The sequence below is a fragment of the Niallia sp. CD-39 genome, from assembly GCF_059874745.1.
The window spans coordinates 356,928-370,561 of record NZ_JCBCPS010000003.1; the positions used below are offsets into that span (position 1 = coordinate 356,928).

Sequence of the window (13,634 nt, forward strand, 5' to 3'; positions counted from 1 at the left end):
TGCTTGAAGAAGAGTACAAAGTATCTTCTACTATTTTTAGCAGGATTTCTTGTTTACTTTATCATTACCTTCATTATGTCAAATCGTATCGTAAGTGAAGTCTTTCAATACAATGGAGACGGTGCAAACTGGACAGTGAAATCTACTTATACTTCACTTGATAAGGAACGTTATACTCATAAACTAGAAATTAGGTATATTGGCGATGATACTGAAGTGAATGTAGAGGATTGGTATTTTAGAACATCGACAAATGGAACAGGTAGTAGTGTTCTTAACCTCAACCATGAAATGAAAGCAGTTATCACTCAAGAAGTTGAACTTTTTTACCGACCTACAAAAGAACAAAATTTTTTAGTGAAGTGGAACAACAAAGAAGAGGAAATCGCACTGAACTTAATAGAATAGGAAGTGTGTGACATTATGATTATATATCCACATTTGAAAAATGGGGCAACTCTTGGCGTTACTGCCCCATCATCAGGTGTTTCAAGTGAGCTACATCATTTATTGCATGAATCTAAAGCAAGAATGGAAGCTCGAGGCTATAAAGTAGTCTTTGGTGAAACCGCTTGGACGCAGGATAAGATGAAGTCTGCATTAGCGGCTGTTCGTGCAGCCGAATTCAATTCAATGATGAAAAATGAATGCATTGATATGATCATACCTCCATGGGGTGGGGAGTTATTACTTGAAATTCTTCCGTACGTTGATTTTCAATCGATCCGACCTAAATGGGTGTTGGGTTATTCTGATACAAGTCTTTTACTTATGGCTATTACATTGAAAACAGGAATTGCAACCGCTCATGGAACAAACTTAATTGATCTACGTGGAATAGAAATGGACGAAACAACGGCAATGTGGGAGAAGGTTCTAGAAACGAAACAAGGAGAATCAATCACACAATTTTCTTCATCAAACTATCAAAAAGAGTGGAATTTTGAAGAACCAAGTCCATATGTGTTTCACTTTACTGAAAAGACGAAGTGGATGACTGTCACAAATAAGCCAGTTCACTTTGAAGGAAGATTGTTAGGGGGCTGCATCGATACGATTCGTCATCTAATTGGTACTCCATTTGGTGATGTTCATGCATTCCAAGAAAAGTTTAGTAAAAACGAACAGATCATTTGGTATTTAGAAAATGTTGAGTGCTCTACAACCGAATTACGCCGGACGCTTGTACAAATGAAATTAGCGGGCTGGTTTGACAATTGCTCTGGTGTTTTATTTGGAAGAAGCCCAGTGAGTAAAGCAGTAAGGGATTATACACTTGAAGATGTGTATACAGATCTTTTTAATGAGCTTGAGATCCCAATTGTATTTGATATTGATTGTGGGCATGTTCCTCCGCAGATGACATTTGTAAATGGGGCGTTTGCAACCGTTGAAGTCTCAAATGGGGAGGGGAAAGTAACACAATGTTTTAAAGGATAGTGAATAAAGTTTACCGGACACTATCTAATAAAAGATGCACTTGACTTTACTATCATAAATAAAATGATTCTTAGTACATCACTCATTCATTGTGGTGTGCTTTTTGTTTCTTGGTGATTTTAAATGACTACGAATAAACAAGATAATGACACCCTCATTTTGTAGTACAATATTACAGAATGTATATCCACAATGCATAGCTAATTATATTTACACAATAAGTATTACTCACACTGACTCAATAATAGAGGGGATAGATATGCAACTTCTATAAAGATCGCTATTAGACATTTAGTTTGCATGTTTTGATGTATTAAGTAAAAAAAGACGAAATAATCGTTTTTATAATGTAATAGTTATTTCCTTAATAAGGAGGATTTTTCTTTTGAATATTTTAGTTTTAGGTGCAACTGGACGAGTTGGAAGTCAAATAGTGAATTATTCACTTCTTGACAGACATCATGTTACTGTATTAGTTCGCACTCCAGAGAAGTTACAAATCAATAATGAAAATCTAACCATTATGCAAGGGAATGTTTTAAATAAAGATGATATAGTCCGTGCCATGAATGGGGTTCATGTAGTGATTAGTGCACTGAATACTGATGGCACAAGCACTCTATCAGAAAGCATGCCACTTATTATTAAAGCAATGGAAGGTGAAGGTATAAAACGAATCATAACGATTGGAACTGCTGGTATTCTCCAAAGTAGAACCTCGCCAAATTCTCTTCGCTATCAAACTAGTGAATCAAAGCAGAAATCAAAACGTGCAGCGAAAGAACATCATAAAGTGTATGATTTGCTAGAACAATCTCTACTCGACTGGACCATTGTATGTCCAACGTATTTGCCTGATGGAGAAGTAATAGGTGAATACCGGGTGGAGCGTAATTTTTTACCAGTGGATGGAGTTGAAATAAATGTAGCGGATACAGCTGAATTTACTTACAAGCAGATCGGAAGTAACAATTATATCAATTCTCGTGTAGGTATCGCCTACTAATTAGAAGTGGTGAAAATTGGTGGAAAATTCAATAAGAAAGCGTTCGTCTAACCAACACCTTTGTAATAGTAATCTAATCATTTGATGTACAAAAAAGCTAGATGAATAGCTGCTTCATCTAGCCCTAATTTTGGTTCAAAATATATTTGGGCTGTTTTAAAAATGCTGTTAGCACATTAGGAACCTTTCACTGGTCGACTATTTATTGCTCCTTTCGAAAAAGACATTGTGCAGCTTTTAAGTAATAGTCATTCATTGCTTGAGGCATGCTTGATGTAAACAACTGCTCATACTCTTCAAAGATAGTAATCTTTTCAGCAATAAGCGTCACAATTTCAGGATCAACGAATTGCTTTGAGCTTTCGACCATCTCTTTGACGATTTTCTGGACTTCTTCACTTATAGGGTCTTTGTTTTGTTTCATCGCTTCGAATAATTGTAAGGAAAGTAGCCTACTTTTATCTCCGATTGGCGTTCGCATGATCCTTTCTACAACTGACTCCGAAAAATGCTTTCTTAAAAAGGAAACTTGTGCGTCTTCCATCCGATACAGGTGGATTGTGTAGTAGAGGAAATCATGTGCTTGCTTTGATGTTTCTGATAGAAGAGCTTGAGTTTTTTCAATTTCATCAATGGCTTTTAATGTAGAGTCAATTTGCCTTTTTTGCTCTTGTAAATGCTTCTTTTGGACGCATAGAATAGATGAGAATTTGTCTTGATCGGATAGAATATCACCCATTTCATCGAGTGAAATACCAATGTATTGTAACGCTTGAATTTTGATTAGGCGCTCTTCCTCAACATCTCCATATAGTTTAAATCCGCTTTCATTTACTTCAGTTGGCACCAACAATCCAATTTCATCATAATGCCTTAATGCTCTTAAAGTTGTATTCATTTTCTTTGCAAATGGTCCAATTGTTTGCACTGTTCATCATCTCCTTTTTCTAAAGGATAACGTGTAACGTAACGGAATAAGCAAGTGATTATGTACTAGCATTTGCAGCAGCCTGATTATTTTTTTGAATCGCATTTACGCCCATTATAAGGATAATGAGCTCTTCTGTTGTTAGTCGTTTAGAGTGGTTGTCGAGTCTAAATGCTGGCGTTGAAAAAAATGAACTCACTCTATAAAAATGGGCAACCTCTTGTTTACATTCATCAATAATCGTATATTCTCTTGAAAAAACGGGTGACTCGATTTGGTAATGATCTCCTTCATGAGTCTGATAGTGAAATTTCTTTGCAATGGCGAAAAAATACTGCTTTACCTCACCAATTGAGCCTCGCTTTTCATCTAGAACCACCCATTTCCTTGAGAAAAAGTGGGCGAACTGCCCTTTCATGACCTCTTTTTTATCATTGTCTAGCAATGAAACTTTCCTAGAGAAGGCAGATTTTAAATCAAGATAACCTAGTAATTCATGGTTAGAATTATGTATGGTCGTTAATCCGGATGAAAAGAAATTGTCTTGAAAATAAACGCTTTGATTCACTAAGATCACCTACTTCAGTAAGTTTATATAATCTATTACGATTAGATCCAGGTAAGGTTTCATCTATAAAACGATGTAAAAGTAATTCGATTTGCATATTATTCTAATTTTATGGATAGTTTTCATATTAAAAAGGTGCAGAGACCATCTCAGCACCACTATAAAAAACGATTATGATGTTTTTATTCGTCTAAGTCTTTTCCATTTAACTTGATCGTAAGTGTTGGCAAATAAAATACTTGTAAACACTAATAGTGCGCCAATTGTCTGAATAAAATTCATATATTCTTGTAAGAAAATAAAACCGAGAATCACTGCGATAACAGGCTCCATGGAGAAGATTAATCCAGTTTTTACGGCAGTTGTATATTTTTGTGCAACAACTTGAACGATAAAACCAATTGCAGAGCAAAATATACTTAAAAACAAAATCGCAATCCAGCTATTCATCGTAGTTGGAAGAGCTGGAGTTTCAAATATATATGCAAAGATTAAGCCAAATAAGGAAGCGAACCCTAATTGCAGAACTCCAAGTGTGATCGCATCAAGGCTTTTTGATACACTACCAACGACGGTAATATGTGTCGCATAAAAAACGGCTGTTAAAATACATAATATATCTCCAAAATGAACTGAAAAAGGCATTTTTATTGTTAAGAAGCCAATGCCGACAAGCGCAAGGGAAATGCTAATCCATAAAGGGATTGATAGCTTTTTTCGCATAATTCCAGCATGAATGAGTGGTACGAATACTACTGTCAATCCTACAAGGAATGCTGCGTTCGATGTTGTTGTTGTTTTTAATCCAAATTGGACGGTTGTGAAGACGAGAAACAGTAGCATGCCAAGAATGATGCTGTATTTAACTGTTGGCCACTTTACACTCTTTAGCCGTTTGAAGAAAAATGAAGCTGCTAATAAGAAAGCAATCCCAAATCGTAAAGCAATCATTGTGAATTCATCAACGGATTCTAAGCCCATTTTCATAAATAGATAGGATGCACCCCAAAAAAGTGTGACCATTAATATAAGCATATCTGCTGTCAGTTGCTTCATGAAAAGAACCTTCTTTCCTCTACTTTCTGAAAAATATCGTATCACTGCTCTTTATATTAGTAAAACGAATAATTATAATGGTAATATTAGATTTTCTTATAAAAGAAAGGAACGATAATGTGAACGCGTATTATGCTTTTATAAAAGTTGTTGAAACAGGAAGCTTTACAAAAGCTGCAGAAGAATTAGGTTACACGCAATCAGCAGTTAGCCAAATGATGCATGCGTTGGAGGATGAATTGGGAACGGTATTAATCTTACGATCTAGAAAGGGAGTTAAATTAACACCAGATGGTGAAGAATACTTACCCTATATTACGAAGATTTTCCATTCACATAAGGAATTACTCGAAAAGAAGAAAGAGATGGAAGGCATTCATCGTGGAATAATACGAATTGGTACTTTCTCAAGTGTATCCAGCCATTGGCTACCACAATGGTTACATGAATTTAAGGAAAGCTATCCTGCTGTACATTTTGAATTGTATCAAGGCAATTACACGGACATTGAAAATTGGATTAAGCTTGGAATCGTAGATTTTGGCTTTGTAAATCCTAAGTCTGTTTCTGGCTTAATGACGATTGACTTAAGTAAGGATGAAATGGTTGCTGTTTTACCACCAAGTGCGAGAATTAAAGCAAATTCCATTGATCTAGAAACTATCGGAAAGTACCCATATATTCTGTTGGATGAGGGAGATGTAAGTGAACCGATGACTCATTTTGCTTCACATAATTTTGAACCTATGATCGAGTATCGAGTTCACGATGATTATACAATCATGTCAATGATCGAACAGGGCTTAGGAGTATCTGTTTTGCCTGAACTTGTCTTAAAAAGATGTCCATATAATTTACAAACACTCTCAATCTCACCACCAATTATACGGACAATCAGTCTAGCGTATAAGGATAAAAGAGTGCTGCCAATCGCAAGTCGCACGTTTATTGACTTTATCGTTTGTAAGGTGGACAAAAATAAATCAATTGGGTCATAGGTTTACACGACTATACTAAAACTTTATGTAATATAATGCTGATTGAGGATAAGACAATACCATCAGTGCTGTCATCATATAGAATAGTAGGTAAATAGGTTTACACTAAGGGAAACGAGTAGTTTTGTTGAACTGGTAAAATGAATATGATTTTAAACGCAATATTCTAAATCGAAGGAGTTGTTGTTTTGAATTTACTAAGTATAAATGAACTAACTGAACAAAAGATAAATGAAGTCTTTAAGTTAGCTACAAAGATAAAACAAAAAGATAATATGAATGCTTTAGAAGGAAAAAACTTTGTATTATTTTTTCCAGAATCAAGCATTAGAACAAGAATAACATTTGAAAAAGGGATAAAAGATTTGGGAGGAGATTCTATACTATTTCCTCCTGAAAGTTTAGATAAAAGAGAAGCACTAGAAGATGTAATCCACTATATCGCTAATTGGGCAGATGGAGTGGTTGTTAGACATTCTGATTTTTTAAAAGTAAAGGAATTATCAAGACATTCACCAGTACCAATCATAAATGCGATGACTTCGGATAATCACCCTTGTGAGATTTTATCTGACTTGTATTCAATAAGTGAAAAGAAAAGGAATTATAAAGATTTAGTATATACGTTTGTTGGTCCAAAAAGTAATATTTCAACGTCTTGGAAAAGTATTTCAGAAATAATGGACCTTAACTTCAACCAAGTTTGTATGGATGGGTTTGAGCTAGGGATAGATAATCGAAACTATAAGTTTCATACGATTCTTGAACCTATTTTATCAGTAAGCGATATTGTTTTAACTGACTCATTGCCAAATGAATTAAGAACAGAAAAGTATATAAATCAGTATCAAATCACTTTAGAAAGAATGAAAACAACTAATAAACATGCAATGTTAAATCCTTGCCCACCGTTTTTTAGAAACGAAGAAGTAAGTATTGATTCTATCTCTTCAGATTATTTTGTTGGATATGAATTCAAGAAGAACTTAATATATGTTCAACAAGCAATCATCTTGTTATGCTTAGGAATTACGCTTGATTAGGTGTAACGGTTTTAAGTAATGAGAGTTACTCAAGTAAACGAGAGCTCGTTTGTTAGTGTTATAGATTCATGGTTTCTTTTCAATTAGCAATATAGTGAAGTGAGATTTAAATTTCGTTGTTTTACCTCATTGGAAAATCATTATGTATATCGATAGTACAAAAATAGCAAAAATTATCAATCTTCCTTCTAAGGCATTGTGTATGATCAACTTACGGGGGTGATGGATTTCATTAAATCATTTGTTCAACAAAGCATTGAATATATTGAAGATCATTTACAAGAAGAACTGACCTTTGAGACTGTGGCTGAATTCATGGGCTATTCTAGTTATCATTTTCACCGAAAGTTTCAAAAGGAACTGGGTATATCCGCAACGGAATACATCAAGAAACGAAAACTAGTCTATTCTTCATCTTTGTTGCTTGAAACTAAGATGAAGATCATCGATGTTGCAATTCACTGCGGATATGAAAGCCAAGAAGCTTATACTCGAGCATTTAAAAGAGTCTATCAGTTACCACCCGGAAAATATCGAAATGCTTTTCAATTCATTCATACAGGGGGCAATCAAATGGAAGAAACAATGGTATCTCCAATTAAGAACTGGTTTTTAACAGGAAGTGATCCAGATAAATTTATTATTGGGTTGGATCATAAAATGTTTCACGAAGGAAGGAAGTCTGCATACATACAAGCTGTTTCAGTGTCGAGAGGAGATGAGTTCGGCACGTTGATGCAGCAATTTAAAGCAAAGAACTATATTAGTAAACGTATGCGCTTCAAGGGGTTTATTAAAACGGAGGCTGTCGATAATTATTGTGGACTTTGGATGAGAGTGGATCATAAACAAGGTGACGTACTTGCATTTGATAATATGTATAATCGGAAGATCGCAGGAACAAATGATTGGAATGTATATGAGATTGTTTTGGATGTTCCCGTTGAAGCAGACATGATCTCTTTTGGCATTCTTTTATCTGGTAGTGGAAAGGCTTGGATCGATTCATTAACGTTTGAAGAAGTAGATGAGTCTGTGGAAACAACAAACTTTAATGTATTAACGGAATATCATGATGAACCTTTGAACCTATCATTTGAAGAGGATAATTGATAAAAATCGAGTGATTAGAATGCAATAGTCAATGAATGTTCTCGAAAAACTAAGATATAAAATTTTAGTACCCTCTATACAAGGGCAAAAAGGCTGTTTATCGTCATGTTTATTGACAGTAAGCTAGCCTTTTTCTTTTGTTTCTTCTTTTTATTTTCCACAGCAAATCCTTTGTAAATCAATACAAGAAAAGATTGTTAGACATAACTTCTAAAATCAGTGTCGATGTTTTTTAAATTGCTTTTTTCAATATCCAATATACTGAGTTTTTGTATGGCTAAAATCTACAGAAATAAATGTTTTTATGCATTCTATTTTCTAGAGCGATTCCTATTTTTCCCCAGCTTAGCATTTCTAATAATCTCCATCCGTTTATACGTTTTATAGGAGGTATACCTTCTTTTACTGCGTACGGATTTAAAAGTTTTAAATCACATCCTATATTTTCTTTCTAATTATGAATTCGATAAAACATAAAGGATATTAAAAGAAGAAGTCGAATTAAATATTGACTGAATGTTCAGAAAGATACCAGGAGGTATGTTGTTTTGAAAAATGTATATATTGTTGAAGCAGTCCGTACTGCGATTGGTCGTATGGGCGGAAGTTTGAAAGAAGTAGAACCGGATTTTCTAGCAGCAAAGGTTATTGAGAACGTAGTAGAAAGAGTGGGGATTCCAAAAAAAGATGTTGATGAAGTGATCCTAGGTCAAACGAAGCAAAGTACGGATGCACCAAATATTGCACGGGTGGCGTTATTACGAGCAGGATTACCGATTGATTTGCCAGCTTATACAGTTCATCGTCAATGTGGGTCAGCACTTCAAGCCATTAATAATGGGGTGCAGCAAATACAAAGTGGTTTAAGTGATGTTGTCATTGCGGGTGGTGTTGAATCAATGAGTTTAGCACCGTTTTACTTACGGAATGCTAGATTTGGAGTGGGCACAGGCAATCAGACACTTGTTGATTCAAATACAGAGAGTCAATCTCGTTCACAGCCAATAGAGGAGTATGGCCCGATTACTATGGGGGTTACTGCAGAAAACCTTGCTGAAATGTATGGGATATCAAGAATGGAGCAAGATGAGTTTGCTTTAAGAAGTCAAAATTTAGCTCAGGCTGCAGTGGAGAAAGGATATTTTGAAAATGAAATAGTTCCTTACGAAGTAAAGGTGGGAAAGCAATCGATTCATTTTAAGGTAGATGAACATCCTAGACAAACAAACATTGGAAAACTAGCAAAATTAAAGCCGGTTTTTAAAGAAAATGGTACAGTCACAGCAGGAAACAGCAGCGGGCGAAATGACGGAGCAGCTGTATGTGTATTAATGTCCGAGACTGCAATTAAGAAGTATGGTGTAAAGCCAAAAGCAAAAATCATTTCACAGGCTGTTGCAGGGGTCGCACCTGACATTATGGGAATTGGACCCGTCCCTTCGACAAAATTGGCTTTAGAAAGAGCAGGGTTAACATTAGAGGACATCTCTCTAATTGAATTAAATGAAGCATTTGCAGCCCAAGCATTGGCAGTGATTAAAGAACTAAAATTGCCATTAGATAAAGTGAATGTTAATGGTGGTGCGATTGCGTTAGGTCACCCACTAGGTGCAACGGGAGCTGTTTTGATGACAAAGTTAGTCAACGAACTAGCTAGAAGAAAAGAAAGGTATGGATTAGTAACATTATGTATTGGTGGTGGCCAAGGGATTTCAACAATTATTGAAAATGTGAAAGGATGTTAATGAACATGAACTTTACTTTTAGTGATGACATAATTGCCTTAAAGAAAACGATTCGAGACTTTATTAATAAAGAGGTAGAACCATATGCAATGCAGATTGAAGAAAAGGATCATATTCCAGAAGAAATACTACAAAAGTCAAAGGATATCGGGTTATTCGCAATAAGTGTTCCTGAGGAATATGGAGGACTAGGGCTTAATATGGTTGGAAAATGTGCTGTATTGGAGGAGCTTGGTAGAACCCATAATGGCTATACGACAGTGATTGGTGCACATACTGGAATTGGTGGTGTTGGCATAGTTGAGCTTGGAACGCCTGAACAAAAAATGAGGTATCTTCCTAAAATGGCATCTGGAGAGAAAATCGGAGCTTTTGCTCTTACTGAGCCGAGTGCTGGTTCAAATGCATCCAATTTAAAAACGACAGCGATAAAAAAAGGGGATAAATATCTTTTAAATGGAAGCAAGCACTATATCACGAATGCACCAATTGCTGATGTTTTTACTGTTATGGCAGTGACCGACCCTTCGAAAGGTGCAAAAGGAATTACTTCATTTATAGTGGAAAAGGCTTTTTCGGGTTTTAAAGTAGGCAAGCTTGAAAAGAAAATGGGATTACATGGGTCACATTCGGCAGAGATCTTTTTTGAAGACTGTGAAGTACCAGCCGAAAATGTATTAGGAGAAGTTGGCCAGGGGTATATGAATGCGTTGAAAATACTTGCAAATGGAAGGGCGGGCTTAGCAGCTAGAAATCTAGGATCTTGTGAAAAGCTACTAGAGATGTCAGTAGATTTTGCTCATCAACGGATACAGTTCGGTAAGCCGATTTTTGAGCAGCAAATTATCCAACATTATTTAGCCGAAATGGCAATGGAAATCGAAGCGTTACGGTCAATGACATACCGTGTTGCTTCAATGGTAGACGAAGGTAAGAAAGTGATTAAAGAAGCGGCAATGGTGAAACTATTGGGATCGGAAACATATAACCGCATTGCTGATAAAGCTGTTCAGATTCATGGCGGAATCGGTTATATTGCAGAATACCCAATCGAGCGTTTTTATCGTGATGCTCGTATTACGAGAATCTATGAAGGAACATCTGAAATTCAGAAGAATATTATTGCTGGACAGATTCATCAAGAATATGAAAGAAAATATGCAAATGTAATTAGGTCATAAGTTCTATATATTACAAATCCTATACAAAAAATTAACAGTAGCTTCATAATTCGACTTCATAATGAGATTGTACATAGTGAAGGGGGATCTCAGGTTGAAGAAGAGACTTAGTCATTTACTAGAGAGATTTTCATTACAATTTAGGCTCTTATTTGCCGTATTAGGGTTGGTTATCACAATTGTTACGATCGTAGCCTACACAACATACGACCGCTCAAAAGAAACAGCAGTAGAGTTGATGGAACAACGACTTATTAGAGAAACTTCTTATGTTTATGATATGTCACAAAACTTAATGCTCCAATATGTGGGAGATGATACTGCTTTTTCGAACCAGCTTGATCGGGTATTGAAGCGTCAACAAGCTGTGCTGGCTCAGGATGGATTAAATGTGGATTTTGCTTTAGTATCAATTCAAGATATTTCTAGTTTTCAGGTAAATCGATCAGTAAGTTTTAAGATTCCAGAGTCGATTGCGAATGAGATTCGTGAAAGCAACCAAGGGATGATTCATCGTATCATTGATGGAGAGACTTATACAATTGCATTTCAGAAAATACAAGAGCTTAATGGAAACTTTGTTCTAGCAGTACCACAGGCTGATTATTTACAAGGCTTAAATGAAGCGACTACATTTATCATGATTATGGTCACGACTAGTATTTTAATCACAGCGATTGTAATCATCTTTCTTGTTCGTAAGCTTACGCGTCCACTTGTGAAGCTTCGAGAGGTTATGAAGGAAGCTAGAAGTGGTCGCTTTTCTACAATGATTCATCCTGACACAACGACACCGGAAATTACATCATTGTATCGTAGCTATAATCAAATGGTTATACATATACAAGAGATGTTAAAAAAACTGAACGAACTTACGGAAAAATTAACACAGTCAGGGATGGATCTACATCAATCTTCTGGAGCTCTTATTGATTATCAAGGACATCTAAATACTGCAATTGAAACTGTAAAAGCAGGTGCTGAGCAAACGGCTACTCAGACAAGCCAGGGTATGGATTTATTTATTGACTTAAAGAAGGAGTTAAATCATCTGTCACATTCTATGAATCTAGTGAATGAGAACTCTAACCGAATGGATGGAACAGCCTTAAGTGGGGAAAATCAAATGAGAGCGTTTATTGATTCAATCAATGAGTTTTCCGTGGAAATTAATTCTGCATCGCATGCTTTGAATGAAGTGAATACATACGCTTCGTCAATCGATCAAGTTATTACAACGATTCAAGAAATTGCCTCAAAAACAAAGATTTTATCATTTAATGCAGGTATAGAAGCTTCGAGGGCAGGAGAAGCAGGAAAAGGTTTTTCAGTTGTAGCAACTGAAGTTCGTAATCTAGCAGATCAGTCATCAAACGCGACAATAGATATAACAAAGATGATTCATGAAATGGAAGTCGTTTCAAAAAATGCGACAAACACATTTGCTGTAATGTTAAAGAAATACGAAGAGTATCATCAAAATGCTGTGAAAAGCAAGGTTCAATTCGAGGCAATCTTACGTGAAACAAAAATGGTCAGTAGTCAAATCGATCAATCAAAACAGATGATTGAACGTATCGAAACGATTTTGCCATCAATAGAAGAAAAAACAAATGAATATGTTTCAATCTCTCAAGAAACGTTAGCAAGTGTAGAAGAAATGGTCTCAGCCTCAAATGCTCAATTAGAGAAGGTAAATGAAAATCATGCCGTTGGAGAAGGATTATTAAATCTTTCATCTTCAATCGAACAGCTGAGCAGTCAATTTCATTATAAAAAATAATGTAAAGAACTAAAGGCGGTAGTCGGCCGACCGTAGAAACGGGATATTCTTAAGGTTAAAATTTAATGATACCGAATACATGTGTTGCGAAGAACTGTTCTCGACCACGAATGATGGAAAAGGAATGGGAAGTTAAATCTAGTAGAATCACTTTTTATATAAATTATCATAATGAATAGTAAACCAAATAATAAAGTATCAGTAGGAAAGAAACTAGGGGATTAATCTCCCCCTCCTACTGATTTAGGATTAATTAATCCATAAAATACTAGGTCTTCGTATACTCCATTTTTTTGAACATGATCTTTCATTGTTCCTTCATAAACCATGCCACACTTTTGCATAATCTTTCCAGATGCTGGGTTTGACTTGAAAAACCGTGCAAATACCCTGTGAAGCTTCTTTTCATTAAAAGCAAAAGCAATGATTGCCTTAGCGGCTTCAGTCCCATACCCATTGCCCCAATACGGCTCTCCAATCCAATAAGCGAGTTCTCCGTGACAAAATTTTTTTTGATTGGATATAGCAATTGCCCCAACTAATTCACCTGATTGTTTCTCTGTAATCGCAAACTCATATAGTAGATCATGATAGAAATTGTCCTCATGTGTTGCGATCCATGATAGCGCGTCAGCCTTGGAGTAAGGATATGGTAAATTTAAGGTGCTTTTATTCAAATTATAATTATTACATAGTTCAGAAACACGTTGTGCATCCTTCTCAGAAAATCTCCGTAAGAATAACCTTTCAGTTTGAATCAAAGCAATCACCTC

At 35.7% G+C, this 13,634-nt stretch carries 13 protein-coding genes; 9 read left to right on the plus strand and 4 right to left on the minus strand.

Annotation, left to right across the window (positions count from 1 at the left end; all coding sequences use genetic code 11):
- Positions 1–3 precede the first annotated feature (3 nt).
- The 3 genes from AC6F34_RS10170 to AC6F34_RS10180 all read left to right on the plus strand — a co-directional run bounded on the left by AC6F34_RS10170 (position 4) and on the right by AC6F34_RS10180 (position 2,446).
- Positions 4–408: a hypothetical protein gene (locus AC6F34_RS10170; RefSeq protein WP_500771660.1), complete on the plus strand. Its 405-nt coding sequence runs from the start codon at positions 4–6 to the stop codon at positions 406–408.
- A 15-nt stretch (positions 409–423) separates the two neighbouring features.
- Positions 424–1,440 carry a S66 family peptidase gene (locus tag AC6F34_RS10175; protein WP_500771662.1) on the plus strand — a complete coding sequence of 339 codons (1,017 nt, stop codon included), beginning with the start codon at positions 424–426 and terminating at the stop codon, positions 1,438–1,440.
- Between the two features lie 385 nt (positions 1,441–1,825).
- Positions 1,826–2,446, plus strand: a complete 621-nt coding sequence (locus AC6F34_RS10180) for an NAD(P)-dependent oxidoreductase (protein WP_500771664.1) — start codon at positions 1,826–1,828, stop codon at positions 2,444–2,446.
- Between the two features lie 202 nt (positions 2,447–2,648).
- Here the strand turns inward: AC6F34_RS10180 and AC6F34_RS10185 are convergent, their stop codons facing one another.
- The 3 genes from AC6F34_RS10185 to AC6F34_RS10195 all read right to left on the minus strand — a co-directional run bounded on the left by AC6F34_RS10185 (position 2,649) and on the right by AC6F34_RS10195 (position 4,998).
- Positions 2,649–3,374, minus strand: coding sequence for a MerR family transcriptional regulator (locus AC6F34_RS10185; protein ID WP_500771666.1), 726 nt, complete (start codon positions 3,372–3,374; stop codon positions 2,649–2,651).
- Positions 3,375–3,432: 58 nt separating this feature from the next.
- Entirely contained in the window at positions 3,433–3,942 is a 510-nt protein-coding gene (locus AC6F34_RS10190; protein WP_500771668.1) for a hypothetical protein, read from the minus strand.
- Positions 3,943–4,113: 171 nt separating this feature from the next.
- A complete protein-coding gene (locus AC6F34_RS10195; RefSeq protein WP_500771670.1) occupies positions 4,114–4,998 on the minus strand; it encodes a DMT family transporter in 885 nt (294 codons plus the stop codon).
- Positions 4,999–5,117: 119 nt separating this feature from the next.
- On the opposite strand from AC6F34_RS10195, the gene AC6F34_RS10200 reads away from it, so the two are divergent.
- From AC6F34_RS10200 to AC6F34_RS10225, 6 genes are all read left to right on the plus strand, one after another.
- Positions 5,118–5,996: a LysR family transcriptional regulator gene (locus AC6F34_RS10200; protein ID WP_500771672.1), complete on the plus strand. Its 879-nt coding sequence runs from the start codon at positions 5,118–5,120 to the stop codon at positions 5,994–5,996.
- Between the two features lie 188 nt (positions 5,997–6,184).
- Positions 6,185–7,039, plus strand: a complete 855-nt coding sequence (locus AC6F34_RS10205; protein ID WP_500771674.1) for an ornithine carbamoyltransferase — start codon at positions 6,185–6,187, stop codon at positions 7,037–7,039.
- 222 nt (positions 7,040–7,261) lie between these two features.
- Positions 7,262–8,152: a helix-turn-helix transcriptional regulator gene (locus tag AC6F34_RS10210; RefSeq protein WP_500771675.1), complete on the plus strand. Its 891-nt coding sequence runs from the start codon at positions 7,262–7,264 to the stop codon at positions 8,150–8,152.
- 548 nt (positions 8,153–8,700) lie between these two features.
- Positions 8,701–9,897 carry a thiolase family protein gene (locus tag AC6F34_RS10215; protein WP_500771677.1) on the plus strand — a complete coding sequence of 399 codons (1,197 nt, stop codon included), beginning with the start codon at positions 8,701–8,703 and terminating at the stop codon, positions 9,895–9,897.
- A 5-nt stretch (positions 9,898–9,902) separates the two neighbouring features.
- A complete protein-coding gene (locus AC6F34_RS10220) occupies positions 9,903–11,078 on the plus strand; it encodes an acyl-CoA dehydrogenase family protein (protein ID WP_500771679.1) in 1,176 nt (391 codons plus the stop codon).
- 94 nt (positions 11,079–11,172) lie between these two features.
- Entirely contained in the window at positions 11,173–12,861 is a 1,689-nt protein-coding gene (locus tag AC6F34_RS10225) for a methyl-accepting chemotaxis protein (RefSeq protein WP_500771681.1), read from the plus strand.
- 221 nt (positions 12,862–13,082) lie between these two features.
- Here the strand turns inward: AC6F34_RS10225 and AC6F34_RS10230 are convergent, their stop codons facing one another.
- On the minus strand, positions 13,083–13,622 hold the full coding sequence (locus AC6F34_RS10230; protein WP_500771683.1) for a GNAT family N-acetyltransferase: 540 nt from the start codon (positions 13,620–13,622) through the stop codon (positions 13,083–13,085).
- Between the last annotated feature and the right edge of the window lie 12 nt (positions 13,623–13,634).

Bases quoted from the DNA above. Each gene is read 5' to 3' on its own strand.
- AC6F34_RS10195 (WP_500771670.1), bottom strand. From the start codon at position 4,998: ATGAAGCAACTGACAGCAGATATGCTTATATTAATGGTCACACTTTTT.
- AC6F34_RS10175 (WP_500771662.1), top strand. From the start codon at position 424: ATGATTATATATCCACATTTGAAAAATGGGGCAACTCTTGGCGTTACT.
- AC6F34_RS10210 (WP_500771675.1), top strand. From the start codon at position 7,262: ATGGATTTCATTAAATCATTTGTTCAACAAAGCATTGAATATATTGAA.
- AC6F34_RS10220 (WP_500771679.1), top strand. From the start codon at position 9,903: ATGAACTTTACTTTTAGTGATGACATAATTGCCTTAAAGAAAACGATT.